This window comes from Methylobacter sp. BBA5.1, from assembly GCF_000746145.1.
Taxonomy (GTDB): Bacteria; Pseudomonadota; Gammaproteobacteria; order Methylococcales; family Methylomonadaceae; genus Methylobacter; species Methylobacter marinus.
The window spans coordinates 210,577-235,943 of record NZ_JQKS01000002.1; the positions used below are offsets into that span (position 1 = coordinate 210,577).

Annotated in this window: 25 protein-coding genes; 17 read left to right on the top strand and 8 right to left on the bottom strand. The window is 57.6% G+C overall.

Features of this window, described 5'->3' with window-relative positions:
* Window positions 1-93 precede the first annotated feature (93 nt).
* Entirely contained in the window at window positions 94-1,638 is a 1,545-nt protein-coding gene (locus tag EK22_RS02050) for an efflux transporter outer membrane subunit (protein ID WP_036247544.1), read from the bottom strand.
* A complete protein-coding gene (locus EK22_RS02055; RefSeq protein WP_036247648.1) occupies window positions 1,635-3,230 on the bottom strand; it encodes an MFS transporter in 1,596 nt (531 codons plus the stop codon). Before EK22_RS02055 ends, EK22_RS02050 begins: the two co-directional genes overlap by 4 nt.
* 276 nt (window positions 3,231-3,506) lie before the next feature.
* Between EK22_RS02055 and EK22_RS02060 the strand changes: the two genes are divergently transcribed.
* From EK22_RS02060 to EK22_RS02080, 7 genes are all read left to right on the top strand, one after another.
* On the top strand, window positions 3,507-4,355 hold the full coding sequence (locus tag EK22_RS02060; RefSeq protein ID WP_036247650.1) for a LysR family transcriptional regulator: 849 nt from the start codon (window positions 3,507-3,509) through the stop codon (window positions 4,353-4,355).
* Window positions 4,356-4,576: 221 nt separating this feature from the next.
* Entirely contained in the window at window positions 4,577-5,257 is a 681-nt protein-coding gene (locus EK22_RS02065) for a hypothetical protein (RefSeq protein WP_036247546.1), read from the top strand.
* Window positions 5,238-5,405 carry a hypothetical protein gene (locus EK22_RS24615; RefSeq protein WP_020158634.1) on the top strand — a complete coding sequence of 56 codons (168 nt, stop codon included), beginning with the start codon at window positions 5,238-5,240 and terminating at the stop codon, window positions 5,403-5,405. The genes EK22_RS02065 and EK22_RS24615 overlap by 20 nt, the downstream gene beginning before the upstream one ends.
* Before the next feature lie 203 nt (window positions 5,406-5,608).
* Window positions 5,609-6,166, top strand: coding sequence for a GNAT family N-acetyltransferase (locus tag EK22_RS02070; protein WP_036247548.1), 558 nt, complete (start codon window positions 5,609-5,611; stop codon window positions 6,164-6,166).
* Between the two features lie 3 nt (window positions 6,167-6,169).
* Entirely contained in the window at window positions 6,170-6,592 is a 423-nt protein-coding gene (locus EK22_RS02075; protein WP_036247550.1) for a GNAT family N-acetyltransferase, read from the top strand.
* A gap of 69 nt (window positions 6,593-6,661) precedes the next feature.
* The gene (locus EK22_RS22995) at window positions 6,662-7,006 is read left to right on the top strand and encodes a hypothetical protein (RefSeq protein WP_051961613.1); all 345 of its coding nucleotides are present in this window, start codon (window positions 6,662-6,664) and stop codon (window positions 7,004-7,006) included.
* On the top strand, window positions 6,945-7,634 hold the full coding sequence (locus EK22_RS02080) for an alpha/beta hydrolase (protein ID WP_051961615.1): 690 nt from the start codon (window positions 6,945-6,947) through the stop codon (window positions 7,632-7,634). The genes EK22_RS22995 and EK22_RS02080 overlap by 62 nt, the downstream gene beginning before the upstream one ends.
* Before the next feature lie 403 nt (window positions 7,635-8,037).
* Here EK22_RS02080 and mmoC read toward each other — a convergent pair whose 3' ends face one another.
* Together mmoC and hcp are read right to left on the bottom strand one after the other, a co-directional pair.
* On the bottom strand, window positions 8,038-9,072 hold the full coding sequence (gene mmoC, locus EK22_RS02085; RefSeq protein ID WP_036247552.1) for an aromatic/alkene monooxygenase hydroxylase FAD-binding subunit MmoC: 1,035 nt from the start codon (window positions 9,070-9,072) through the stop codon (window positions 8,038-8,040).
* 66 nt (window positions 9,073-9,138) lie between these two features.
* Window positions 9,139-10,809, bottom strand: coding sequence for a hydroxylamine reductase (hcp, locus tag EK22_RS02090; protein ID WP_036247554.1), 1,671 nt, complete (start codon window positions 10,807-10,809; stop codon window positions 9,139-9,141).
* A 167-nt stretch (window positions 10,810-10,976) separates the two neighbouring features.
* Between hcp and norR the strand changes: the two genes are divergently transcribed.
* Window positions 10,977-12,527 carry a nitric oxide reductase transcriptional regulator NorR gene (gene norR / locus EK22_RS02095; protein ID WP_036247557.1) on the top strand — a complete coding sequence of 517 codons (1,551 nt, stop codon included), beginning with the start codon at window positions 10,977-10,979 and terminating at the stop codon, window positions 12,525-12,527.
* Window positions 12,528-12,556: 29 nt separating this feature from the next.
* Here norR and EK22_RS23455 read toward each other — a convergent pair whose 3' ends face one another.
* From EK22_RS23455 to EK22_RS02105, 3 genes are all read right to left on the bottom strand, one after another.
* Window positions 12,557-12,697 carry a helix-turn-helix domain-containing protein gene (locus tag EK22_RS23455; RefSeq protein ID WP_020158641.1) on the bottom strand — a complete coding sequence of 47 codons (141 nt, stop codon included), beginning with the start codon at window positions 12,695-12,697 and terminating at the stop codon, window positions 12,557-12,559.
* 95 nt (window positions 12,698-12,792) lie between these two features.
* On the bottom strand, window positions 12,793-13,341 hold the full coding sequence (locus EK22_RS02100; protein ID WP_036247560.1) for a DUF2058 domain-containing protein: 549 nt from the start codon (window positions 13,339-13,341) through the stop codon (window positions 12,793-12,795).
* 85 nt (window positions 13,342-13,426) lie between these two features.
* The gene (locus tag EK22_RS02105; protein WP_036247652.1) at window positions 13,427-14,302 is read right to left on the bottom strand and encodes a helix-turn-helix transcriptional regulator; all 876 of its coding nucleotides are present in this window, start codon (window positions 14,300-14,302) and stop codon (window positions 13,427-13,429) included.
* Window positions 14,303-14,880: 578 nt separating this feature from the next.
* On the opposite strand from EK22_RS02105, the gene EK22_RS02110 reads away from it, so the two are divergent.
* Genes EK22_RS02110 through EK22_RS02130 form a run of 5 tightly spaced genes read left to right on the top strand, consistent with a single transcriptional unit; the run spans window position 14,881 to window position 20,859 of the window.
* Window positions 14,881-15,357 (top strand): formate dehydrogenase subunit gamma, encoded by a 477-nt coding sequence (locus EK22_RS02110; protein ID WP_036247654.1) that lies wholly within the window; start codon window positions 14,881-14,883, stop codon window positions 15,355-15,357.
* On the top strand, window positions 15,354-16,907 hold the full coding sequence (locus EK22_RS02115) for a formate dehydrogenase beta subunit (protein ID WP_036247563.1): 1,554 nt from the start codon (window positions 15,354-15,356) through the stop codon (window positions 16,905-16,907). Before EK22_RS02110 ends, EK22_RS02115 begins: the two co-directional genes overlap by 4 nt.
* A gap of 19 nt (window positions 16,908-16,926) precedes the next feature.
* The gene (fdhF, locus tag EK22_RS02120) at window positions 16,927-19,767 is read left to right on the top strand and encodes a formate dehydrogenase subunit alpha (RefSeq protein WP_036247567.1); all 2,841 of its coding nucleotides are present in this window, start codon (window positions 16,927-16,929) and stop codon (window positions 19,765-19,767) included.
* 13 nt (window positions 19,768-19,780) lie between these two features.
* On the top strand, window positions 19,781-20,632 hold the full coding sequence (gene fdhD, locus EK22_RS02125) for a formate dehydrogenase accessory sulfurtransferase FdhD (protein WP_020158647.1): 852 nt from the start codon (window positions 19,781-19,783) through the stop codon (window positions 20,630-20,632).
* A gap of 2 nt (window positions 20,633-20,634) precedes the next feature.
* Window positions 20,635-20,859: a formate dehydrogenase subunit delta gene (locus EK22_RS02130; protein WP_036247570.1), complete on the top strand. Its 225-nt coding sequence runs from the start codon at window positions 20,635-20,637 to the stop codon at window positions 20,857-20,859.
* Window positions 20,860-21,161: 302 nt separating this feature from the next.
* Here the strand turns inward: EK22_RS02130 and EK22_RS02135 are convergent, their stop codons facing one another.
* Window positions 21,162-21,725, bottom strand: a complete 564-nt coding sequence (locus tag EK22_RS02135) for a phage integrase N-terminal SAM-like domain-containing protein (RefSeq protein ID WP_235209206.1) — start codon at window positions 21,723-21,725, stop codon at window positions 21,162-21,164.
* 58 nt (window positions 21,726-21,783) lie between these two features.
* Here EK22_RS02135 and EK22_RS23000 point away from each other — a divergent pair, with 58 nt between their 5' ends.
* From EK22_RS23000 to EK22_RS23460, 4 genes are all read left to right on the top strand, one after another.
* Complete coding sequence (locus EK22_RS23000) at window positions 21,784-22,398, top strand: hypothetical protein (protein ID WP_051961617.1); 615 nt, start codon at window positions 21,784-21,786, stop codon at window positions 22,396-22,398.
* A gap of 328 nt (window positions 22,399-22,726) precedes the next feature.
* Entirely contained in the window at window positions 22,727-23,212 is a 486-nt protein-coding gene (locus EK22_RS02145; RefSeq protein WP_036247572.1) for a VOC family protein, read from the top strand.
* An 876-nt stretch (window positions 23,213-24,088) separates the two neighbouring features.
* Entirely contained in the window at window positions 24,089-24,556 is a 468-nt protein-coding gene (locus EK22_RS02150) for an SRPBCC family protein (protein ID WP_036247658.1), read from the top strand.
* A gap of 611 nt (window positions 24,557-25,167) precedes the next feature.
* Window positions 25,168-25,367 (top strand): REP-associated tyrosine transposase (locus tag EK22_RS23460; protein WP_081917734.1); only part of this gene is annotated, 200 nt, incomplete at its 3' end.

Below are 25,367 nucleotides of genomic sequence, written 5' to 3' on the forward strand. Positions count from 1 at the left end.
TTTTATAAAACAAATATATAAGTTTTTCCGCTTGCGCTCTGGCCTGGCTTGGATAGCGCGAGGCTCGTCGCCATCTCCGCCCCCGGGCCGTCCTCAGAGCCGCCATGGCAACCACCAAACCCACTCCCGCTCCGGCGGCCGCGGGTTAATCTTGAAATCGTTCGCGTACCCGCCGCCCAGCGCTTCCACCAAATCCACCATGGCGACCCGCTGGTCGGCTTCCAGCGCCTTCAGGACATATTGCTGATCCAGCACGGCCGTCTCGCGCGCCAGCAACGCCCGGCGGTCATCCAGGCCGCTGCGGAAACGCTCCTGTACGAGCTCCAGTTTTTCATGCTGCGCGGACAGCAGGCGGCCTTGCGCGTCGAGTCTGGCACGCGCCTCCCGCCAGCTGCTCAGGCTGTCGGCCACCTCCTGCACGGCATGCAGCAAGGTGTCGTTGTAAAGTTCCACGGCGCCATCGTATTCCGCCCGCTGCGCCGATAACTCCCCGCGCAGGCGCCCGCCCTCGAACCAGGGCAGCCGCAGTCCCGGCGCGACGCCGTAGGAAAAACTGGAGCCGGAGAACAGCAGATTGGCCAGGGAACTCGCCCCCTTCGTCAGCCTGAGGGCATTGATGCCGACGAAGGCGGTCAGATCGATGGTGGGCAGGAAACTGGCCTTGCTGACCTTGACCCGTTGCGCGGCCGCCTCGGCCCGGTGCAGCGCGGCGGCAATATCGGGACGCTGGCTGAGCAGTTCCAGCGGCAGCTGCGCCGGCAAGCGCGGCCCTTCCCGGCTGATCCTCGCATCGTCGAACAGGTGCCGCGTCGCGTCGGGCCCGCCGCCGATCAACCGGGCTAACAGGTTCCGCTGCAGATCCAGCAAATCCCGGATGCCAGCTTCGCGCTTATTCAGCCGCTCCAGTTCAATAGTCGATTGCTGCACCGGATCGGCGGCATCCAGGCCCAGCCGCCACCGAGTTTCATCCATCTCGAGCAGGTCGCGCCGCAACCCGATCATGGCATGCACCAGATCGAGCTGGCGCCGCAGCGCCAGCCCATGCATATAGGCACGAGCAATCGAGGCAGTCAGTTGCAGCAGGATTTCGGCATGCTCCGCTTCCTCGGCCGCTTCCTCGCCCAGCGCCGCTTCCAGCGCGGCGCGGTTTTTTCCCCAGAAATCGAACTCGTAGCGGAAACTCAAAGGCGTAATCTTGCCGAACACGATATTCGCGCCCGCCGCTTCTTCATGGTTGAGCGCGGCGAAAACGCCATTCTCTGAAATGCGCTCGTTCGCGAACTCCGCCTCGGCATCCAGGAACGGCAGCAGCCTGGCGCCCTCCACGCGTACCATGGCATGCGCCTGGCGCAAGCGCGCGGCCGCCAACTTGAGGCCGATATTCTCTTTCAAGGCGATAGTCATCAGATTGTCGAGTTCCGGGCTGCCGAATTGCTCCCACCAGCGCGCTTGCGGCCAGCGGACGGCAGGCACGGGGAGCTCGTCGTCCGCCGCCTGCGACAGCGCGTGCTCCAACGACGGCGTCTTCAAGAACTCGGCCGGCCTGTCGCCTTGAGGAATCCAGGCGCAACCGGCTGCCAAAAGCATCAGCCCGGTATGGATCCCCAACAATCCCGTGCTTATCAATCGGCGGCTCATGGCTCCTCCATGAGTTCTTCCGCCCGAAGATCTCCCAGCTCTTGCAGCAGGGTCGGATGCAGCGGCTGACAGGTGGGATGGGCCAGCCATACCAGTCCGGCCAGTCCCAGAAACAGGTAACTCGCCAGCAGAAAGGCGTCGTTTAACGCCAGCAGGGTGGCCTGCTGCCTGATCACGACCAGGAGCCGGGCCTTGACCATGGCGGCATCCAGGCCGGAAGCCTGCAATTTCGAGGCAAACCCCTGCAGCACATCGATGGCGGCGAAGCGCCGCCCGCCGAAGTGCTCGGCAAAATGCAGCTGATGAAAGGGGATGCGCCGAAACAGCACGACGCCCTGTAAAGTGATGCCGATGGCCCCGGCGACAATCCGCAGAAACCCCGCCTCTTCGGCCGCGCGCAGTTCCTGGCCGCCCCGCAGGCCGTGCAGAGTCAGCTTGGTCAGCGGGGTAAAAAACGAGCCCAGAAAAAAGCCGAGCAGCAGCATGGGCCAGAAAATCTGATCGAACGAGCCGGGATCGTCGAACAGGCCCAGCCAGTAAAAGGTAAAGGAAAAGCCCAGCAGGTTGATACAGGCCGGCAGGCGAGCGTCCAGTCGCCGGGGCAGTTTATGCATCGCCACGGTCACCGGCACCGCGAGCAGGATCATCGGCAGGTAAACCATGCCGGCCAGAAAGGAAGAATAGCCCAGCAATACCTGAAGCTGGACGATGAACACCGACAGCAGGCCCTGGATCAACAGAAAACCCACGGCCAGGCAGATCACGCCTATGGTGAAATTGCGATGCGCGAAAAGCCGCAGGTTGAAGACCGGATGGGTTTCCTCGGACTCCCAGATGATAAAGCAGGGCAAGGACACGGCCAGCACCAGCAGCATGCTGCACAAGAAGGGCGATTCCAGCCAGTCGAAATCGTTGCCCTGATTCAGAATGGTCTGCAGGCTGCCAAGAATCAAGGCCATGAGTACAAAACCGATATCATCGAAACGGGCGACGTTGCGCTCGAATCCCCGGCCGGCCAGCAGGGAAGCACTGATGCCGGCGATAGCCACGGCGCAGGCGGCATTCAGATAGAACAGCGCGCGCCAGCTCAGTTCGTCGGCGATCAGGCCGCCTATCGGAAAGCTGATGGTAAAAGGCATCAGCGTGACCAGGCCCCATACGCCCAGACCCAGCATTTTCAAATGCTCGGGGTACTCCTTCAACATCAGGGACTGCCCGAGATAAAGCGTAATCCCTCCCGAAAAGCCGAGCAGGATGCGCGCCGGCACGAACAGCCATAAGCTCTGGCTGATGGCGCACAGATAAGAAGCCAGGGCATACACGACAAATGCCGCGCTGAACAGGCGATAATCGCCGTACCGGCCCGACAGCCATCGCGCGCCGGGAAAGGCCAGCGCCAGGGCAATGATGAAATAGGTCTGGCCCCAGGTGGCAAAGCTCGGCAACACCCCGCCCAGATCACCGGCGACATGCGGCAGCAACGCGATATAGGCGCCGACATTGAACAGCACGATCATATGCCCCAAGCCGAGCACAACATTGAACAGAATGAAGCGCCAGCCGCGCAGACGTTTAGCGTAGATGAGGGTCATGGGCTTAACCTGCCGGTTGTTGATGGGATGCGCCGGCCGGACGTCCGCCGCGCGCGAGGGCTCGGCGGACGTCCGGTCGCATTGACGCGAACCCCACCGACTGCCGGCAGCCCTTTTTTCAACGGGGCTGTGCATTTGGTTTCCAGGCCGGCTGGCGCTGAAAACGGGGAGGCGGACGATCGGTTCGTGTTCATGCGGTTACTATAAAAACTTCTCTTTATATAAGACAAACGATTTTTATTGGACATTAATATCGATATATCCGATATTAAGCGGATGGACATAGAACAGATCAGAACCTTTTTAAGCGTCGTCGCCAATGGCAGCTTTCTGGAAGCGGCCAACCGGCTGTACGTCACCCAATCGACCGTGAGCACGCGCATACAGCGGCTGGAATCTTATCTCGGCGTCACCCTGTTCGTGCGCAATCGCTCCGGCGCCACGCTAACGCTGCCGGGGCAGCGTTTTTTGCGCCACGCCAAGTCCCTGTTGCTGACCCTGGAGCAGGCCCGGCACGACATCGGGCTGCCCAGCCGCTTTCGCGCCAGCATTACCGTGGGCACCCGGATCGCCTTATGGGAAGAACTGCTGCCCCGCTGGGTCGGGGACATGCGCCGGCAGGCGCCGGACATATCCATCCGCAGCCAGATCGGTTTTGAAGAAGATTTGATGCGGGCGATGATCGAAGGCCGGATGGATGTCGCCATCATGTACACGCCGCACCATAGCCCCGGTCTTCAGATCGATCACCTGTTCGATGAAACGCTGGCGCTGCTGACCACCGACCCCGACCAGCCCTGGCCGAATGACGACTATATTTACGTGGACTGGGGACCGGCCTTTTACGCGCTGCACAATAGCCATTATCCCGACCTGGAAAGCCCCGCGCAGGTGGTGAATATCGGCTGGCTGGGCGTGCAGCTGATCATCAGCAACGGCGGCTCATGTTTTCTGCCCATGCGCATGGCCGAGCCCTTGATCCAGGCCGGAAAACTGTTTCACGTGCCCGGCAGTCCACGGTTCAGATTGCCGACCTACATGGTTTTCCCGCGCGATAGCGATTCCCCTGTTCTGCAACAGGTGCTGGACAGCCTGCGTTTGCTGGGCCGGCAGCAGAAGACATGAGGATTGAGCCGGTTTCGCCGGCATTTAAATGGCCGCGCTGCCTGAATCGCGATGAGTACCCTAAAGGGCATAACGGCATCGCTGCCACGGAAACGGCCTTAACCTGAAAGGTCGGATATTATTTTTCAGTCGCACCCGCCTCTACAGGTGCCTGAGTCGATTGTCCGCGTAACATCAGTTATGCTGACCAAAAACCAATCAACACTATCAGGTAAATAGTGATGGATAAATATAAGGTTACAGTCAATAACAAGTCATATAGCGTGGAAATTGAAAAAAGTGATGCTGAAAAATTTGACTATTCTTCTTATGAAAAATCATTGGAAAAGATTCTGGAGCAGACGCAGAAGGAATATTGGATACACTATGTGGATATCAACAGACATCAAGTCGTTGTCGGCCGTAATAACTTATGGGTTGCGGCAGCGCTTATCGGCGCCTTGTCCACGCTTTACTCCCTGTACTATCAAAAGGTCGACCTTATCAGCGTAACCGGCGTTGTATTTATAATAAGTTATATTTCGGTTATTCTCGCTTTTGGCATTTGCTTATACGCCATGCCGGCCAGAAAAGGCTACAAATCCGTATACCAGAATAATTGGGTCGACTTTTCATTATCGGCTCATCGCCGGCTGGAAAAAAAAGAAGCCAATGCCTACTGTAATTTTTTATCGGATTTAATAACCAAAACCGACGCGGCGAATATTATCAATATTAAAACTAATACGGCCCGGGGAAAGCTCTTCAGAATCACTTCCTGGCTGTTAATCAGCTCATTCGTATTCGCATTAATCTGTATAGGGCTTTTTATTATCAGTGAAACTCAAAATAGTATTTGCAGCGTATTGACCAGTAATATTGAAAACCACATGAGGTGCATTTGTGAGCAACGAGGAACCTGAAAAAACACCATCCGAGGAACAACCTCAAGTCGAGAAGCCTGAACAACCGTCCACGACAGGAACGCCGGAGCGTTATTTCGATAATGCGGACCCCGTGTATGGAACAGATGACTTCGAGATCAAAAATGAAGGATTAAAAAACATTTAACCGCATGGCTACCGAATGCCGTAGGGCGGGTTAGACGCGCAAGCCGCTGCATTATCAGCCTGCACCAGTCTTTCCGCGCGTCGTAACCCGCCTTTTTTGAATATCGAAAATCATCAGGGACAAACCGGGATTTCGCTGTTCTAAAGTGCAATAAAGCAACGCAAACCGGTTATAATACAAACATTACGGCCCAACATAAGAAAATGTCCTATCTGATCGAATTCGAGACCAAACGACTCCGTTTGCGGCAGTGGCTGCCAGGCGACCGCGAACCTTTCGCCGCGCTTAACGCAGACCCTACAGTGATGGCGTTCTTTCCCTGCCTACTCGATCGCGCTGCCAGCGATGCCATGGCGGATCGCTGCGAAACTCTGATTGCCGAGCGGGGCTGGGGATTCTGGGCCGTTGCATCGAAGCCGACGGGGCAATTCATCGGCTTCGTGGGCTTACATATCCCGGCCGCCGAGCTGCCGTTTTCTCCTTGCGTGGAAATCGGCTGGCGACTGGCATTTTCGTACTGGGGAAAGGGGCTTGCGACGGAAGCGGCAACCGAGACGCTGCGTATCGGATTCAAGTGCCTCAACCTGTCTGAAATCGTGTCATTCACCGCCGTTCACAACTTCCGATCGCGAGCGCTGATGGAGCGTATCGGCATGCATGAGACACCCACCCTGTTCGGCCATCCGGCCGTACCCGTCGGCAATCCGCTCCGTCAACACTGTCTGTATCGCCTGTCGCATGAACAGTGGCACCGGCGGTAAACCATGAATTACCGGCTCAGACCCGCTACGGATGCGGATTACAGCTACTGTTACCGCCTCACCCAAAGGAACATGGGCGAGTTGTTCCGCAGGCACTGGGGCGGCTGGATTGCCGCCGAGTTCCGCAAAGGCTTCGCGGCCGGGAACATTTCCATGGTGATCATTGCCGGCAAACGGGCGGGCTTCCTCAGCGTAGTGAAAGAACCGACTGCCCTCTACATCGACAATATCCAGCTATCGCCCGCCTGGCAGGGCCGGGGGATTGGCACGGCGCTGCTGAAGCGCCTGCTCGCCGAGCATTCAGGGGTCAGCATCCGCCTGACGACTTTTGAAGACAATCCGGCCAAGAGGCTGTACGAACGCATGGGATTTGTCGTTTTGGAGAGCAAGGGCATGACCGTTAAAATGGAAAAAACGCCCCGATAAGGCGGTGTCGGAGGCGTTAAACCTCAAGCACAGGGGTAATCTTGTCAAATCCCGATGGAGAGAAAATCCATGATCCGCACTAAGCTAATCGTCGTCATGCTCACCGGCGCCATGGCGGGATATTCCCAACCCGGCAGCGCCCGGCAGCAGGGCGTGATGCCGCTGGATGCGCTGCGCCGGGAACCTGTCCGCCCGCAGCTCGATATCCCTTACGCCGCGAGCGACAATCCCCGTCAACGACTCGATCTGTATCTGCCGGATAAGCCCCGCTCCGAGAGGCTGCCGGTAATCGTGTTCCTGCACGGCGGAGGCTGGCGCTACGGCGACAAGGCCAGCGGCGCCGCCCATCTTGATGCCGTTCGTCCGGAGCGGCGAGTATGCCGGCGTCTCGGCAGGCTACCGGCTGTCGAATGAAGCCATCTGGCCGGCGCAGATCCACGACAGCAAGGCGGCGATCCGCTGGATTCGGGCCAATGCCGATAAGTATGGCCTGGACTCCCGGCGGATCGCCGTCTGGGGCCGCAGCGCCGGCGCCCATCTCGCGCTGATGCTCGGCTTTACCGGCGACGCGCCGGAACTCGAAGGCGACGCGGGTCCCCACGATGACATGTCCAGTGGAGTGTCCGGTGTGGTGAATTTCTTCGGCGTGACGGACATTCCGGCCATGATCGGCCAGCCCAGCGACATCGACCGCGCCGACCCGCTGGCGCCCGAAGCCCGGCTGATAGGCCGCGCCCTGCCCGGCAACGCTGATGCGGCCAGGGCGGCTTCGCCGATGACCTACGTGACCCCGAACGATGCGCCAGTACTGACGCTCCACGGCACGGCGGATAACATCGTTCCCTATAACCAGGCCGTCCGCCTGGACAGAGCGCTGACCCAGGCGGGCGTGCCAAGCTATTTTATTTCCGTCACCGGGGCGCGCCATGGCGGCTTCCCGGATGAGGCGATTGACAGGGTGCGAGACTTCTTCTCAAAAATCCTGCTCGGCAACGACGTAGAGATCCCGACCGGGACCTTGAATAAGCCGGAAGCCGATTAACCGCTTAAGATCAGACGGCGGGTTACGACGCGCGGAAAGATCGGTGAAGGCTGATATATAGCAGTTTGCGCGTCTAACCCGCCCTACGGATCTCGAACGCGAAACCTATGGGCATGGGCGCAAGTGATCCGCACCTAAGGATTCGGCAAAATATAGGTCGTATCCGTGGGAGCGATGCCTACATCGCGACTTGTCCGGCGATTTTAAGTTGCTACGCAAGCATCGCTCCCGCCGAGGTTATCCGAATTGGAAACAATGCCATTACTCAATCTGTCTGTGTGTATCGTCAGATCAGATGGCGGGTTACGACGCGCGGAAAGGCCGGTGAAGGCTGATATATAGCGGTTTGCGCGTCTAACCCGCCCTACGGATCTACTGTATTTTCAGGCAGGCTTGTCAATACCTAAGCCGGCAGAAACCTTTCGCTGTACACCTGCTCGATCGGCACGCCTTGAGAGCGGGCCGCCGCTTCGGCGGCGTCGATCAGGGCCGGCGGCCCGCACAGGTAAATGTCAGGCTGCACCTGCAAGTCGGCCAGATCCCGGGCCAGCGCATCGACGGGCGTGCCGCAAAAGCCTTGCCAGTCCTGATCCGGCTTCCACACGCATACAATCACCTGGAGCTGGGGCAATTCGGCCTTCAGCGCTTCCAGTTCCGTCAGACAGAACAGTTCCTCGGTCCGGTTGACGCCGAAATAAAGCCGGGCCGGGTGCGGTTCCTGAAACTCGGCCATACGCCTGAGCATGGACAGCATGGGCGCCAGCCCGGTGCCACCGGCCACGAACCAGCGCGGCCTGAGACCGTTTTCGCACAGGCCGAAGGCGCCCTGAGGGCCGTGCACGAGCAACGTCTGGCCGGCCTGGGCCTGCTCCCGCAGCCAGGTGGAAAAAAGTCCGCCGGGCTGGAGGCGGATCAAAAATTCCAGCCGCCCCTCCCAATTGCCCGTGTTGGAAAGCGAGTAGGCGCGCTTGATCCCCTGCTCCGGCACTTCCAGTTCCACGAACTGGCCGGGCTCGAATTCGGCCGCGTTGCCGCCGTCTTCGTCAGGCTCCAGGCTGAGTTCCAGGCGCACGGTGTTTTCACCGACGGAATCGATGATGACGATAGCCGCGTTTCGGCGCCGGATGTCGCCGAGCAGGATGCGGTCATGGTCGAAAGGCAGGGACACGCTCAGGTCGCTGAGCGGAAAGGTGCGGCACAGCAGGATGCCGCCTTTTTCCGCCTCGCCGGCCGGCAGCGCGGCGGGATTGTGCTCGCCCAGAATGTAATCGCCGCGCGTGGCGTCGGCGTAGCAGGCGCCGCAGCTGCCCTGCCGGCACTGGGAGGGCAGCACGATGTGCGCGCCGGCGGCCGCGTCCAGCAGGCTCTGCTCGGCGCCGCATTCGAAACGCAGCTGCTCTCCGTCCCGGGTCGTGAGTTCAATAGTGTGAGTGCTCATATTTTGTTAGGCTCCATGTGAGGCTGATAAGGCCGGGAGCGCAAAGCCCCCGGCCCGCATGCGCATTCAGGCGGCTTTCGGCGCCAGCGCGGCGTCGATATCGGCCTGGGCTGTGGTGATGGGCTGGAGCCCGTACTTGTCCACCAGCGCCTGCACCAGGTTCGGGGTCAGGAACGCCGGCAAGGTGGGGCCGAGGCGAATGTTGCGGATGCCCAGCGCCAGCAGGGTCAACAGCACGGCGGCGGCCTTTTGTTCGAACCAGGAGACGATCAGCGACAATGGCAGGTCGTTCACCTCGCAGCCGAAGGCATCGGCCAATGCGGCGGCCACCTTGATGGCGGAATAGCTGTCGTTGCACTGCCCCATGTCGAGCAGGCGCGGGATACCGCCTATGTCGCCGAAGTCGTGCTGGTTGAACCGGTATTTATTGCAACCCAGCGTCAGCAGGACGGTATCGGAGGGTGCCTTTTCGGCGAACTCGGTGTAGTAGTTGCGGCCGGGCGCCGCGCCGTCGCAGCCGCCGATCAGGAAGAAATGACGGATGGCGCCGGACTTCACCGCGTCGATGACCTGGTCCGCGACGCCCAGCACGGCATCGCGGCCGAAACCGATGGTGATGGTTTTCTCGGCCCCGGCTTCGTCTTTGAAGCCGGGCAGCGCCCTGGCCGCCTGGATCACGGGCGCGAAGTTCCCGTCGCTGATATGGCGCACGCCGGGCCAGCCGACCGGGCCAGCGGTGAAGATGCGCTGGCGGTACTGGGGCTGCGGCTCGATGATGCAGTTGGAGGTCATCAGGATGGGGCCGGGGAAATCGGCGAAGTCTTTCTGCTGGTCCTGCCAGGCGCCGCCGTAATTGCCCGCCAGATGCGGATAGGCCTTGAGTTTGGGGTAGGCATGCGCGGGCAGCATTTCGCCGTGCGTGTAGATGTTGATGCCGGTATCCCGGGTCTGCTCCAGCAGCGCCGCCAGATCGCCCAGGTCGTGGCCGGACACCAGAATGGCCTTGCCCGGGACCGGGGTCACGCGCACGTCGGTCGGCTGCTGCGCGCCGAAGGCGCCGGTGTTGGCCGCATCCAGCAATTCCATCACGGACAGGTTCAGAAAGCCCAGGGCCAGGCATTGATTGAGCAAGGCATCCATGTCGTCGGGGTCCGAGCTGAGGAAATCCAAGGCATCCTCGACCCCGGCATAAACGGCCTCGCTTTCCTTGCCCAGCACGTGGGCATGGTGCGCATAGGCGCAGACGCCTTTCAGGCCATAAAGCACCAGCGAACGCAGGCCGATGATGTCGGCGCCGACCTGCTCGATCCCGGCATTGATGCCCACGCCGGCGGCCTGTTTGAGCAGTCCCTCCGTGTCGGCCGCGGGCTGCCAGGCGGCGGGGCCGGCGAGGCTTTCAGGCAGTTTGCCCGTCGCCAGCGCAGCCGCTTCATAGCGCGCCTTGACCCGATCGCGGATCGAGGCGGTCTGCTGCAACAGAACCGAGAAGCGGGTAGCATTGAAATTGACGTTGGTCAGCGTCGTGAACAACGCGTACAGCATGAAGCCGCCGGCTTCGTTATCGGGCGCGTTCAGGGCGCGGGCGCGCTTGGCGTACTGGGCGATGCCCTTGACGCCGTAAATCAGCAAATCCTGCAGGTCGGAGGTAGTGGCATCCTTGCCGCACATGCCTTTGGTGGAAGCACAGCCGCTTCCGGTTTCAGAGCGGTAGGTCTGTTCGCATTGGTAACAAAACATCGGACGTTCTCCTTGGGTTGTTTGAAAAAGGTTCGAACCGGGTTTTGCACGGACCATGCCAAGCTGCGCCAGCGCTTTAAAACCTTACACTTTGTAGCCCATTTCGAGGTATAGTTGTCCTGTTAACATCGCGTTAAAGTTGTCTACTTAACAACCAGGTTATCATTATGACGACCCCTAACTTTTTTACCTCGCTGATTTCAGTGGTCGCGGACCTTTCCTCCCACATGCCGTCGGAGCAGCGTTACCGGCGCCTGCTGCAGCATTTGCGCCAGACTTTTCCGTGCGATGCCTCGGCATTGCTCAGACTGGAAGGCCGCCAGCTGGTGCCGCTGGCGGTCAGCGGATTATCGGAAGACACGCTGGGACGGCGTTTCGCCATTGACGAGCATCCGCGGCTGGCGCGCATTCTGGCATCCGACCGAGCCGTGCGCTTTGCCGCCGATTCCGATCTGCCCGACCCCTACGACGGGCTGATCGAGGCGGAGGATGCCCGGCTGCTGGTACATGACTGCATGGGGGTAACGTTGTTTATCGACGGCGAACCCTGGGGCGTCCTGACCCTGGATGCGCTGGGCGCGGGCACGTTCGACGGCATCGACCCGCTGCAATTCAGCGCCTTCATCAGCCTGACCGCCGCATCGGTCAAGGCCGCCGGCCTGATCTCGTCCCTGGAGCAGCGGGTCAGCTATGCCACCCGGACCCTGATCAAGAAAAACGCCGATCACGGCCTGATCGGCGAGAGCGAATGCATGCAGGCCTTGCGCAATGAAATCTCCACCGTCGCGCCCTCGGAACTGGCGGTGCTGATTCTGGGCGAGACCGGAGTGGGCAAGGAGCTGGTGGCCCAGCGCATTCATCTCGAATCGGCGCGCGCCGACCAGGTCATGGTGTACGTCAACTGCGCGGCGCTGCCCGAGAGCATTGCCGAGAGTGAACTGTTCGGCCACAGCAAGGGCGCGTTTTCCGGCGCCGTCAGCGACCGGGCCGGCAAGTTCGAGCTGGCCGACGGCGGCACGATTTTTCTCGACGAGATCGGCGAACTGCCGCTTTCAATCCAGGCCAAACTGCTGCGCACCCTGCAAAACGGCGACATACAGCGCGTCGGCAGCGATCGGCAGATCAAGGTCGATGTCCGGATCATCGCCGCGACCAACCGCAACTTGCGGCAGGAAGTCGCCAGCGGCCAGTTCCGCTCCGATCTTTACCACCGCCTGGCCGTTTACCCCATGCATGTTCCGCCCCTGCGGGACAGGGAAAAAGACGTTTTATTGCTGGCCGGCGCCTTCCTGGAAAAAAACCAGCAACACCTGGACGTTAAGAAGCTGCGCCTGGACTCGGGCGCTAAAAAAGCCCTGCAGGAGTACCACTGGCCCGGCAACGTCCGCGAACTGGAGCATTTGCTGAGCCGCGCCGCGCTCAAAGCTTCGACCCGGGGCAATCGCCAATCGGGCATCGTCACGATTTCCGCCGCCTATCTGGACATAGCCCCGCATGCGCAGGCCGAGCCGGGCGCCGTACAGGACGGCACGGCATCGGATGCCGCGGCGACTGTTTCAATCCCCCTGGATTTCAAAGACGCCGTTGATGAGTTCCAGCGCCAGCTTATCCGGCAGCAGATCGCCCGGCACCACGGCAACAGGGCCGCCGCCGCGCGATCGCTTGGGCTGGATCGCGGCAATTTTCATCGCTTGCTGAAACGCCTGGCGATGCTCTGAGCCCAGGCCCCGCGGATAAGCCTGCGCCGCTACCCCAGCTTTCGGTACAGGGTGCTGCGATCCACGCCCAACAGCCTGGCGGTCTGGATCTTATTGCCGCCGGTTGCCTCCAGTACATGGCGGATATAAGCGCGCTCCACGTCCTGCAGCAGCTTCGGCTGAATTTCCAACGACAGTTTGTCTTACCCGATTTTAATCAGTGGCTTTTTGCGTGACCTGACTGGTCCGGCACCTGGCGGTTGGTCTATGCCTTTTAAACCGCGCGTTACCAGATCAAATCATCAGGCACCTGGTAAGCCGCATAGGCGTCGTCAATTTTCTCTTCAGCCTGTTGCTGATCATTCAGCAACAGCACGCAGCGCTCATCACGCGCCTTTATTTTCAGCGCGACATCGGCCGGCACGATCTCATACTGCTGCTCCCATTTCACAATCGCCAGGCGGCCGCTGCTGATCTGGTCGCGCATGGCTTCCGGAACATACACGGTCTTGACCTTGTTGTCGTCGCTGAATTTGTAAGCAATGCCGTCGTCGACATCGGCCTGCTCCCGGCGGTTCTGGTCGATCAGCTGCCTGATCTGGGCGGCGATCTCTTTTTGCTCCGCCTGTTCTTTCTTCAGCTGACTGAGTTCGCGGTCGCGGGCGGCCTGCTCTTCCCTGGCTTTCTGCGCCAGGCGTCTGGCCTCATTGTCGCCTTCGGCGTTATTTTGCCGCTGCTGTTTGCGTTTATCCGAGCGAATCTGTTTAGCCTTCGCGTCGGTCGTCAGGCCCGATTTTAACAGCTGCTCCTGTAACGATAATTTTCTTTGGCTCATGGTTCGGTCCTAATAACTTGTTAAATTCCAGACGGGCGAAAACCGTTCGCTATACGCGACTTCATGCCCTATAAATTTGAATGCATCACCTGTTGAAAATGATGTTGCCCAGACCCTGGATATCGTAACCGCCCAATTCCTCGGCCTTCTCGATAAAAGCGGCGGAGCGGCTCAACGTAAACAGCGCCTGGATCGGCGGCTCGAAATAATCTCGCCGACGCATGACCAGATCGAAACGCTCGGTCGCCAGCGGAATAAAGTCCAGATGCAATTGCCTGGCGACCGAAGCCACGGCAATACCTGCATCGGCCTTGCCGCCGGCAATGGTAAGCCCGACATCGAGCTCGGTCCGGGCCAGCTTGTTGACAATGTTAAGATCCGATCGATCAATCTTTCCGCCGGCCAGCAGATAATCCAGCAGCACCCGGCTGCCGGCGCCTTCCTGGCGGTCTATCAGCCGCGCCTTCTTGCCGGCCAGGTCGGCCAGAGAACCTACAGCCAACGGATTGCCCGGCGCGACCACCAATCCCTGCTGCCGCCATGCCCATTCGATCACGACGATATCCTGACTCTTTAACGTCGACTTGATCAGCGGCACATTGTATTGGCCGCTGTCCACATCCAGCACATGCATGCCGCACAGGATCGCTTCGCCCAGGCCAAAGCGGCTCAAGCCTTCCAGGCTGCCGGTGGCCTGCACGGCCAATGGATGGCGGCTTTCGCGCAAGGCCCATTCCAGCAAGGGATCATGGCTGCCGACCACGACTTCCGGCACCTGTTGGACATAATGCGCATTCAGGGTCGATTCGCTGTTCTGCATCAGCCACAAATCGATCAAATGCCTGGGGAACAGCCATTTTCCCATGACCCGCGTGCACGGTATCTGCTTTTGCGCAACCAAATCGTAAATCTTGCGCTCCTTGATTCTTAAATACTCCGCGACTTCATGCACCGTCATCATTTCAGGCAAGCGTTTATCCTCCAGGTTGTTTGTTACAAATTGATGAAACAATATAGCGAGGTTGCCGGCACCGTGCAATCCAGCTGATAAGGGCTGAAAATCAAATAATTATGCATAATTATGTTTTATTTTCATAATCTATCGGCATTCCTTCCATATCCCTAGCCAGAAGCCGGTTTTTACGCCATCGCAAGAACCGTAGGTTATACGCATTGCGTACCTGTCATAATCTCCATACGTACTGAGTTTCTAAGAAGGTACGCGATGCGTACGAGACTGTGAAAGTATTCGTTTTTTGAAATTTTAACCACAATATATTGTGCATTTGATATTTGTATATAACAGCATATAGACATTGAAGAGAAAAATGCTGAATACTTTCACAGTCTGGTACCCTACAAACGCCATGATCCGGACGCTGGAGTATCCCCCTGATTCCCCGCAGGACACACAAGCCATAAAACCACAATAATTTTGCATAATTTGTTATATTTATGTGTTTTTTACATGCCTATTTAAAATATGCTATTCTTCGCCATCCTTATTCCGAGACGAAAGAGCAACACAGCGAGACCAACATGACAGACCTTAACGGTAGACAAGAAGCGGTACGGAACGCTATCGCCTCTTTAAAAGACAAGCCCGGAGCGCTTTTACCGATTCTGCACAGCGTGCAGGACACGCTTGGTTACATTCCCGCCGACAGCATTCCGGACATTGCCAGGGCCTTGAATCTTTCCCGCGCCGAAGTGCATGGCGTCATCAGCTTTTATCATTACTTCCGCGACACGCCGCCCGGCAAACACACGCTGCACGTCTGCCGCGCCGAATCCTGTCAGGCCATGGGCAGCAAGCAGCTGGAGAGCCATATCAAAAACAGGCTCGGCATCGACTATCATGAAACCACGGCCGATGGGAAGTTTTCCCTGGAGCCCGTGTATTGTCTCGGCCTGTGCGCCCGTTCGCCGTCCCTGCAAATCGATGACACCGTTTACGGCCGTGTCACTGAAGAGCGTTTCGACGCCATCGTCAACGAACTGGAGGCTTCCTTATGAGCATCATTGTCTACGTTCCGAATGATTCCTGCGCCGTTGCCATGGGCGCCGACCAGATCGCTGCCGCCATTTCAGAACAAGCCCGGAACCGGGGTCTCGAAGTCACTATCGTGCGCAACGGCTCGCGCGGCCTGTACTGGCTGGAACCGATGATTGAAGTCGCAACGCCAGCAGGCCGCGTTGCTTACGGCCCGGTTCAGAAAAACGACGTCGAAGGACTTTTTGAAGCCGATTTCCTGAACGGCGGCGCGCATGCACTGCATCTCGGCCTCACGGAAGAAATGGACTATTTCAAGCGCCAACAGCGCCTGACTTTCGCGCGCGTCGGCATCACCGACCCGATCAGCCTGGACGACTATATCAAACACGACGGCTACCGCGGCCTGAAGAACGCGCTGGCCATGAACAGCGCCGACATCGTCAAGCACGTCACCGATTCCGGCCTGCGCGGCCGCGGCGGCGCGGCATTCCCGACCGGCATCAAATGGAACACGGTGCTGAATACGCCGGCCGACCAGAAATACATCATCTGCAATGCCGACGAGGGCGACTCAGGCACTTTCTCTGACCGCATGATCATGGAAGGCGACCCGTTCGTGCTGGTCGAAGGCATGACGATCGCCGGTCTCGGCGTCGGCGCGACGCAAGGCTACATCTATCTGCGCGTCGAATACCCGCACGCGGAAAAAATGCTGAACGCGGCCATCGCGGCCGCCTATGAAGCCGGTTATCTCGGCGACAACATTCTGGGCAGCGGCCACGCCTTCCATCTGGAAGTGCGCATAGGCGCGGGCGCCTATGTCTGCGGCGAGGAAACGTCCTTGATGGAAAGCCTGGAGGGCAAACGTGGTCTGGTGCGCTTCAAGCCGCCACTGCCGGCCATCAGCGGCCTGTTCGGCAAGCCGACGGTCGTGAACAATGTCATCTCGCTGGCTTCCGTGCCCATCATCCTGGACAAGGGCGGCGACTATTACCGCGACTTCGGCATGGGCCGCTCGCGCGGCACGCTGCCGATCCAGCTGTCGGGCAACATCAAACGCCCTGGCCTCGTCGAAAGCGCCTTCGGCCTGACCCTGCGCGAACTGCTGTACGACTTCGGCGGCGGCTCGGCGTCGGGCCGTCCGATCCGGGCCGTGCAGGTCGGCGGGCCTTTAGGCTCCTACATGCCTGAATCACAATTCGATACGCCGCTCGATTACGAAGCGTTCTCGGCCATCTGGGCCGTCCTGGGCCACGGCGGCATCGTCGCGTTTGACGATACGGTCAACATGGCTGAAATGGCCCGCTACAGCATGGAGTTCTGCGCGATCGAATCCTGCGGCAAATGCACGCCGTGCCGCATCGGTTCCACACGCGGCACGGAGGTCATGGACGCCATCATCAAGGGTGACAACCTCAACAAGAATATTCCGCTGCTGCGCGATCTGTGCGATACGCTGCTGAACGGCTCTCTCTGCGCGTTGGGAGGAATGACACCTTATCCGGTACTGAGCGCGCTGAATCATTTCCCCGAGGATTTCGGGGCTCAAGATAAAGCGAACGCGGCCTAACCCATTTAAGGAGACGACTATGTCTAAATTCGAAAAAGATTTTGGCACGCCAGCCAGCCCGTCAGACCAGCTGGTCACGCTGGAAATCGACGGTTTCAAGGCCACTGTGCCGGCCGGCACCTCGGTCATGCATGCCGCCGCCTCTATCGGTATTGAAATTCCCAAGCTGTGCGCGACCGACAGCCTGGAGCCGTTCGGTTCCTGCCGTCTGTGCCTGGTCCAGGTGGAAGGCGGCCGCGGCTATCCGGCCTCGTGCACGACGCCCTGTGCCGACGGCATGAAAATCACCACGCAGAACGCCAAACTGGCCGAAGTGCGCCGCGGCATCATGGAGCTGTATATCTCCGATCACCCGCTGGACTGCCTGACCTGTTCCTCGAACGGCGACTGCGAACTGCAGGACATGGCCGGGGCCGTGGGCCTGCGCGAAGTGCGCTACGAGCCGGTCAAGACGCACCTGAATGCCGAAAAGGACGACAGCAATCCTTACTTCAGCTTCGATCCCAGCAAATGTATCGTCTGCTCGCGCTGCGTCAGGGCCTGCGAGGAAACCCAGGGTACTTTCGCCTTGACCCTGGACGGCCGCGGCTTCGACAGCAAAGTCTCGCCCAGCCAGAATCAGGCCTTCATGGATTCCGAATGCGTCTCCTGCGGCGCCTGCGTACAGGCCTGCCCGACCGCGACGCTGATGGAAAAATCGGTCATCGAGCACGGCCAGCCCGAACACGCTGTGGTCACGACCTGCGCTTACTGCGGCGTCGGCTGCTCGTTCCGGGCCGAGATGCGGGGCGACCAGGTCATCCGCATGGTCCCCGACAAGGACGGCAAGGCCAACCACGGCCATTCCTGCGTCAAGGGCCGCTTCGCGTTCGGTTATGCGACCCACAAGGACCGCATTACCAAACCCATGATCCGCAAGAGCATCAAGGACCCCTGGCAGGAAGTCAGCTGGGAAGAGGCGATCGACTACGCCGCCTCCGAACTGAAACGCATCCAGGGCAGCTACGGCAAGGACTCAGTCGGCGGCATTACCTCATCACGCTGCACGAATGAAGAGACCTATCTGGTACAAAAACTGATACGTGCCGGCTTCGGCAACAACAACGTCGATACCTGCGCGCGCGTGTGCCATTCCCCGACCGGTTACGGCCTGAAGCAAACCTTCGGCGAATCGTCCGGCACGCAGAACTTCGATTCGGTCATGCACGCCGACGTCATCATGGTCATCGGCGCCAATCCGACCGACGGCCATCCCGTGTTCGGCTCGCAGATGAAAAAACGCCTGCGCCAGGGCGCCAGACTGATCGTGGCCGACCCGCGCGAGATCGATCTGGTCAAGACTCCGCATGTCAAGGCCAGCCACCACCTGAAACTGCGCCCCAGCACCAACGTGGCACTGATCAACGCACTGGGCCACGTCGTGGTTACGGAAGGTCTGGTTGATGAGGCATTCGTACAGGAGCGCTGCGATCTGGTCTCTTTCGGCAAATGGAAAGATTTTGTCGCCGAACAGCGCAATTCACCCGAAGCGTCCGAGGAAATTACCGGCGTACCGGCCGCCGAGGTACGCGCCGCGGCCAGACTGTATGCCCAGGCTCGCAACGGCGCGATCTATTATGGTCTGGGCGTCACCGAACACAGCCAGGGCTCGACCATGGTTATCGGCATCGCCAACCTGGCCATGGCCACGGGCAACCTGGGACGCATCGGCGTCGGCGTCAACCCGCTGCGCGGCCAGAACAACGTACAGGGCTCGTGCGATATGGGATCATTCCCGCATGAATTCCCCGGCTACCGCCATGTCTCCGACACGGCAACACGGCAGCTGTTTGAACTAAACTGGGGCGTTGCGCTGGATTCCGAACCGGGCCTGCGTATTCCGAACATGTTCGATGCGGCGCTGGACGGCAGCTTCAAGGGCTTGTACGTTGAAGGTGAAGACATCGCCCAGTCAGACCCCGACATTCAGCACGTGCACGCGGCGTTGCGCGCGATGGAATGCGTGATCGTGCAGGATCTGTTCCTGAACGAAACGGCCAAGTTCGCGCACGTGTTCCTGCCCGGCTCGTCCTTCCTGGAAAAGAGCGGCACGTTCACCAATGCCGAACGCCGCATCTCGCCCGTGCGTCAGGTCATGGCGCCACTGGGCGGCTATCAGGACTGGCAGGTCACGCAGCTGCTGGCCAATGCCATGGGCTATCCAATGAACTACAGCCATCCGTCCGAAATCATGGATGAGATCGCAAGGCTCACGCCCAGCTTCGCCGGCGTCAGTTACGAGAAAATCGACCAAGTAGGCAGCGTGCAATGGCCGTGCAACGACGAAGCGCCGGAAGGCACGCCGACCATGCACGAGCAGGAATTCCTGCGCGGCAAGGGCCGGTTCATGGTGACCGAATACGTGCAGACCCAGGAACGCACGAACCGGCAGTTCCCGCTGATTCTGACCACCGGACGCATCCTGTCGCAATACAATGTCGGCGCGCAGACGCGTCGTACCGACAACGTCGCCTGGCATGCCGAAGACCGCCTGGAAATCCATCCGCATGACGCCGAAGACCGCGGCATTAAAGACGGCGACTGGGTCGGCATCAAAAGCCGTGCCGGCGAGACGGTACTGCGGGCTCTGATCACGGACCGCGTCCAGCCGGGCGTCGTCTATACGACCTTCCACTTCCCGGAATCGGGCGCCAACGTCATCACCACCGACAATTCGGACTGGGCAACCAACTGCCCCGAGTACAAGGTCACGGCGGTACAGGTCGCCAAAGTCAGCCAGTCTTCGGAATGGCAGCGCCGCTACCATGACTTTACGGAAGAACAGCTGCACCTGCTGGATCAGGCCAGCCTGCACTCGTAACGGGAACAAGACCATGCAGACATTGCCTTTAAACCTGGAACTGGGATGGCCCAGTTATCAACAAAATACCGTTGAACGCTGGCAGGGCAATAGTTATTCGCGACAGCTGGATTACGTTGCCGAGGAAGCCCCGGTGTCGCTGGTCTACAACGGCCTGCCGCATGTCGTGATGCTGGCGACGCCGACCAATCTGGAAGACTTTGCCCTCGGTTTCAGCATCACCGAGGGCATCGTGCAGCGGGCGGATGAAGTGCTGGCCACGCGCGTGTACCAGCGTTCCAACGGCATCGAAGTGCGCATCCGGATCACCGAACAGCGCTTCCGCTGCCTGGCCGACAAGGGCCGCAACCTGACCGGCCGCACCGGCTGCGGCCTGTGCGGCGCCAGCAATCTCGATCAGGCCATACGCCCTACCGGCCCCGTGCACGGCAGCCTGACCGTGCCGGCAACGGAGCTTTGCAACGCACTGGCCCAGCTTCGCGATTGGCAGACATTGAACCAGCTCACGGGCGCAGTCCATGCCGCCGCCTGGGTCGTGCCGGGACAAGGCATACAGCACGTGCGCGAGGATGTCGGCCGTCATAACGCGCTGGACAAACTGATCGGACTGCTGCTGCGTGCCGGCAAGAACCCGGCCGACGGCTTTCTGATCATGACCAGCCGCGCCAGCTATGAACTGGTCCAGAAGGCCGCGACCGTCGGCATCACGCTGCTGGCCGCCATCTCCGCGCCGACCGGTCTCGCGATCCGCCTGGCCGAAGACACCGGCCTGACGCTGGTCGGCTTCTCACGCGACGACCAGCATGTCGTCTACAGCCATGCCGAACGCTTAACCCATACGACTTACCCTACCTTATTGAAATAACCATGCATCACACAGCCAGACTGATAAAAATGGCCAATGACATTGGCCACTTCTTCAATTCCGATCCCGACAAGGAAGCCGCCGTGGACGGCGTTTTCGATCACCTGCGCAAATTCTGGGATCCGCGCATGCGCAAGGAAATCATCCAGTACTACCGCGAAGGCGGCAGTGAACTGAGCGAACTGGTAAGACAGGCAGTCAAGCGCCTTGAACTGGAACAGGGCTGATACGGCGTTCAGCAGATTGATTAATACACCACGAAGAACTCAGAGAGCATGAAGTTTTTTATATTCTTCGTGGTTGATTCCCAGTGTACTTTCCAATCAATCCATCCACAGTAAATCCATCGCCGGCACATCGGGATATAAAAGACAACACCAAGCGCTGAACCGGTAGCAACCTGCCTTACCTGGGTAAGATTTGTAAACCGGCCCGAACGTTTGATGATGTTGTTATCATTCTATGCGAGAGAAACTACTGCGGAAGTGCCATGCAGCCGGTCGACAATGTTTTGCCTGGTTCAATATAGTCATTGGTCTAAAGATTGAAAAAAGCTTAGAACCGGGCGTCTCTTCCCCATCAGTCTGCTTGGCGCAAACATTCCATCAAGCGCATGCCCATACCGTACAGGAGATTGGCCATCAAACCATGGATGCCGGTCATCCGCACCAACACCGCCCTCACCTCGGTACGCGTCAGCACATTCGGCAAACGTTGCGGCTGCTTCCCGCACGACATTATTCAGCCACGGCAAATCGATTGATAGCACCTCTTTATACAAAAACAGCAAAGCGGATAAGGCCTGATTTTGCATTGAAGCCGATACTTTTCCTTCCACCGCCAGATGTGTTAAAAAAGCCTCCACCTCGACCATTCCCATCTCTTGAGGGTGGCGTTTACCGTGATACAGAATAAAACGCTTGATCCACTGCACATATTGCCTTTCGGTACGAATGTTATAGTGCTTGACACGGATACGCTCGCGGACTTGATCAAGGAGTTTTGGAGGTGGGTTTTTAGTCTGTATTAATAAGGTTGCTATCAATAGAGTGATAACTATAATATCGGGCCTAACGGATTGCGAGAGTGGCATTATTCATCTGCGATTTAAATTTATCACCTGAGAAGGTGTCTACCTATAGTTAGGCAATATGAAGATCAGTGAACATATAAAATCATCATTGGATGCCAGTGATCGAAGAGAGCTTGATCAGGCAATGCTGTTTGCTTGCTTAGCCGTTGATGGCACCGCGAAAAAGATGTATCCGGATATCAAAAGGGTGGGGGATCGATTTAGGAAATTTATTACTGACCATCTCGACATTATCGAACTTATGCATGGCGGTATTAATCTTGAAGAAACAGTGTTCCCTTTTCCAGATAGTAAAGGAAATATTGGAATAAAATTCGAGGATATCGTTTACGAGAAGTTTAGATGCAGCTTAGCTCATGGTGATGAGTTGCCAGATGGCTATGGAATAACCGTCAAAGTGGCTGATGGAGTGCAGCAGTTCATGATCGATATTGAGGGTCAGTCTATGACTCTACCTGAAAGTGTTATTTATGCACTTGGCCTTCCTTGTGTTTTGGCTCCAGTCAATACGCAACAAAAGATAGGTAGCAATCTTTATCATTATCGAGATCCTATCAACCAGTATGTCATAGATCGTTGGTGGGGAATGATTGATTGCGCCAGAAAGATTATGGATTTTGAGCAACAAGTCAGAGTCAAAATGGATTTTAAGAATGTCTGGCCTTCGGCATGAGTTGCCTAACAATGCCGTAAACTCGGACGCATTTTTCGCTCGCTTCGCTCACTGCAAATGCGCCGGTTACAGCTGGCGTTAAACCGCCAATGCGAAGCACAGTCCCCATGCCGGAATGGCACAAATTTGGATCTTAGGAACGCGCATAAAATAAATTCCTCAAGAGCGAGGATGAATTTCCGGTGTAGGTGCGGATTTATTTATGCCCTATGGGTACTGGTGCCCAAAAGGAGTATCCGCACAGTGCGAATACCCTGAAGGGCACAAGTGAATTCGCACCTACAATTCCCTGATTTATTCCATGCTCATTACTTAGTGGAGAAGTGACATGACAACACCAGCAAAAAACACGGTCTGCCTTTGGTACGATGGCTGCGCCGAAGACGCGGCACGGTTTTACGCCGCTACTTTTCCCGACTCGTCTGTCGGCACAGTGCACCGCGCACCGGGGGACTTTCCGTCCGGGAAGAAAGGGGATGTGTTGACAGTCTGGTTCACCATAATGGGCATTCCGTGCCTCGGGCTCAACGGTGGACCTGCGTTCAAGCACAACGAAGCGTTCTCGTTTCAGGTCGCAACCGCTGACCAGGCCGAAACGGATCGCTACTGGAACGCGATCGTCGGCAACGGCGGTCAAGAGAGTGAGTGCGGCTGGTGCAAGGACAAATGGGGATTGTCCTGGCAGATTACACCTCTGGCCCTGACGGAAGCGATCACTGATCCAGATCCCGCTGCCGCCAAACGCGCGTTCGATGCGATGATGACGATGCGAAAGATTGATATCGCCGCGATCGAGGCGGCGCGCCGCGGCTGAGATGCGGGCGGTCTACCATTACGCTCAAGCGGGACGGTCGTTATCACGCCCGCCCCTTAGGATTTGGCTAAAAATGACTTCCTGAAACTGGAATCTTGCATAGGATGTGCTGACCAAAAGTAGGCGCTCCAGGCAGCGCAGTGAAGCGCATCGCTCGCGAATGATGCGCTTCCTATCGTCGGCACATCCTATATAAACAGAGAAATTATTGACGACCAAATCCTTAGTTATCGGTTTTATCGCCTTTCGCAACAAGACTTACTTCTATGCTACCGAACACAGCGATGCATAACGAATAAAGTTAGATTGTGTGAGCAAAGCGAACCACAATCTGAACCGGTTGCCGGACAAGCCTGGTGATCACGGATTTGACTGGACGAAGCCGCTACGCGGAGAAAAAACCTTATCGCCCGATTGTTTATAAAATGTAACCTCAAGCCTTCAATGCGAGGGGCATTCCACGACGGATCATAAGGCTACTCCATAATGACATCGTCATCCGAACCCGATTTCAAGCACAATTATCCAACCCATCTTAAACATCTTGGGTCCAAAGAGGTTCAGCCCAAGACGATATAGGTCTACACCCGTGCTACTCGACGTCTCGGACAGGGCCATAGAATGCACTGTCGCCACGAGCAAACAACTGCACTCCGTTCTTGGCAAAGCCTTGAGTCTGTTTAAGTTTGCCGATATCAAGGGCGGTCGGTTTTTATGTCTGCCGAGAAAGAGGTCCGGCTTGGCCAGTCGCTGTCTGTCTGATGATCGACGCGTTAAGGCGAACTTTTAAACAGGCCAATAAAAGGCAGAAGCGAAGCGTAAAAACCTTACGCAATTATGGTAGATTACATCGCCCCATTCATCATCAATAACACTGTGAAAATTTATCAACTCTACCGCAGGCAAACGCTAGGCATGACCCGCAAGCAAGCCTGGGAATTCTTTTCTTCGCCGCATTTTCTCAACGACATCACACCCGATTTTTTTCATGTCGACATTACTTCGCCAGTGCCCGACGAAATTTATGCCGGCTTGATGATCAGCTATCAAATGAAAGCAGTATGGGGCATTCGAATGTCCTGGTTGTCGGAAATCAGCCATTGCCAGAAGCCGTTGCGTTTCATTTATCAGCAACGCATTGGGCCATTTGAATTCTGGAGCCATGAAGTGTGTTTAAACGAATGCCCTGACGGCATTGTCGTGGAAGATATTGTCTTTTACGCCATGCCCTATGGCTGGCTGGGCGAATTGCTACATGCCCTATTGATCGGCGATAAATTGAAACGCATCTTCGATACGCGGCATGACTATCTTGAAACAAAATGGGGCATACAAGCGCAATGATTTTTACTTTACATGCCAACCTTATATACCAGAATCCAGCACTTAATCGGCCTTGTTCTGACGAGTAAATTTGCAGAGTATTCATGGCGTGCGAATAGTGTGTCCGGCATGGGCTAAAACTTGTTATCTGAAAAGAGATAACCGGAAGTAATAACGACAACCGTGGTGAAGCGCAAGGGGGGAAGTCGCGAGGCCAGCCTGAAAGAAGCGTGTAGCAAAAGCACGACCGTAGGACACGAACAAGCAGAGAGGCAGGGTGTGGCGAGTGCAGTAACAGGGCGTTTACAACGTAAGATGTATCGACAAGGAGCAAAACCTTGAGCGGCTTAGCCGTTGATCCCAACCGCCGGATGCGGAAAACCGTATGTCCGGTGATGTGGCAGAGGTGACGGGCGCAATCCCGTCACCTCGATCCAATCGAAGATGGGAGGACTGGGTTATGAATTCTGAGCCAAAGACTGTAGGTCGGGTTAGCCTTTGGCGTAACCCGACAGGTCGGAGCCAAGTAGACGCATCGGGGCACGAAAATGTCGGGTTACGCTGCGCTAACCCGACCTACGGAGCTGATTTGCAATGAATAATTTTAGCGATAGTGTAACCGGACAATAATCATGCAATACCGACGCGTATTCATCCCAGGAGGGAGTTATTTCTTTACCGTAGTCACGGAAAAACGCAGGCCGGTGTTTAACAATGCAGCAATGGTCGAAGTCCTGCGCGACGCATTTCGCAATGTACGCAAATCCCGCCCGTTCGAGATCGACGCGATGGTAGTAATGCCGGATCATTTACATTGCCTTTGGACATTGCC

What these genes read in the sequence shown, in the direction of transcription:
- EK22_RS02065 (WP_036247546.1), top strand. Translation starts at nt 4,577, where the DNA reads ATGGATAAATATAAGGTTACAGTCAATAACAAGTCATATAGCGTGGAA.
- EK22_RS02130 (WP_036247570.1), top strand. Translation starts at nt 20,635, where the DNA reads ATGCATCACACAGCCAGACTGATAAAAATGGCCAATGACATTGGCCAC.
- EK22_RS23000 (WP_051961617.1), top strand. Translation starts at nt 21,784, where the DNA reads ATGAAGATCAGTGAACATATAAAATCATCATTGGATGCCAGTGATCGA.
- EK22_RS02070 (WP_036247548.1), top strand. Translation starts at nt 5,609, where the DNA reads ATGTCCTATCTGATCGAATTCGAGACCAAACGACTCCGTTTGCGGCAG.
- EK22_RS02110 (WP_036247654.1), top strand. Translation starts at nt 14,881, where the DNA reads ATGACAGACCTTAACGGTAGACAAGAAGCGGTACGGAACGCTATCGCC.
- fdhD (WP_020158647.1), top strand. Translation starts at nt 19,781, where the DNA reads ATGCAGACATTGCCTTTAAACCTGGAACTGGGATGGCCCAGTTATCAA.
- EK22_RS02100 (WP_036247560.1), bottom strand. Translation starts at nt 13,341, where the DNA reads ATGAGCCAAAGAAAATTATCGTTACAGGAGCAGCTGTTAAAATCGGGC.
- EK22_RS02145 (WP_036247572.1), top strand. Translation starts at nt 22,727, where the DNA reads ATGACAACACCAGCAAAAAACACGGTCTGCCTTTGGTACGATGGCTGC.
- EK22_RS02050 (WP_036247544.1), bottom strand. Translation starts at nt 1,638, where the DNA reads ATGAGCCGCCGATTGATAAGCACGGGATTGTTGGGGATCCATACCGGG.
- EK22_RS02060 (WP_036247650.1), top strand. Translation starts at nt 3,507, where the DNA reads ATGGACATAGAACAGATCAGAACCTTTTTAAGCGTCGTCGCCAATGGC.
- EK22_RS22995 (WP_051961613.1), top strand. Translation starts at nt 6,662, where the DNA reads ATGATCCGCACTAAGCTAATCGTCGTCATGCTCACCGGCGCCATGGCG.
- norR (WP_036247557.1), top strand. Translation starts at nt 10,977, where the DNA reads ATGACGACCCCTAACTTTTTTACCTCGCTGATTTCAGTGGTCGCGGAC.
- EK22_RS02115 (WP_036247563.1), top strand. Translation starts at nt 15,354, where the DNA reads ATGAGCATCATTGTCTACGTTCCGAATGATTCCTGCGCCGTTGCCATG.
- EK22_RS02135 (WP_235209206.1), bottom strand. Translation starts at nt 21,725, where the DNA reads ATGCCACTCTCGCAATCCGTTAGGCCCGATATTATAGTTATCACTCTA.
- EK22_RS02055 (WP_036247648.1), bottom strand. Translation starts at nt 3,230, where the DNA reads ATGACCCTCATCTACGCTAAACGTCTGCGCGGCTGGCGCTTCATTCTG.
- EK22_RS02075 (WP_036247550.1), top strand. Translation starts at nt 6,170, where the DNA reads ATGAATTACCGGCTCAGACCCGCTACGGATGCGGATTACAGCTACTGT.
- fdhF (WP_036247567.1), top strand. Translation starts at nt 16,927, where the DNA reads ATGTCTAAATTCGAAAAAGATTTTGGCACGCCAGCCAGCCCGTCAGAC.
- EK22_RS02105 (WP_036247652.1), bottom strand. Translation starts at nt 14,302, where the DNA reads ATGATGACGGTGCATGAAGTCGCGGAGTATTTAAGAATCAAGGAGCGC.
- mmoC (WP_036247552.1), bottom strand. Translation starts at nt 9,072, where the DNA reads ATGAGCACTCACACTATTGAACTCACGACCCGGGACGGAGAGCAGCTG.
- EK22_RS02080 (WP_051961615.1), top strand. Translation starts at nt 6,945, where the DNA reads ATGCCGTTCGTCCGGAGCGGCGAGTATGCCGGCGTCTCGGCAGGCTAC.
- hcp (WP_036247554.1), bottom strand. Translation starts at nt 10,809, where the DNA reads ATGTTTTGTTACCAATGCGAACAGACCTACCGCTCTGAAACCGGAAGC.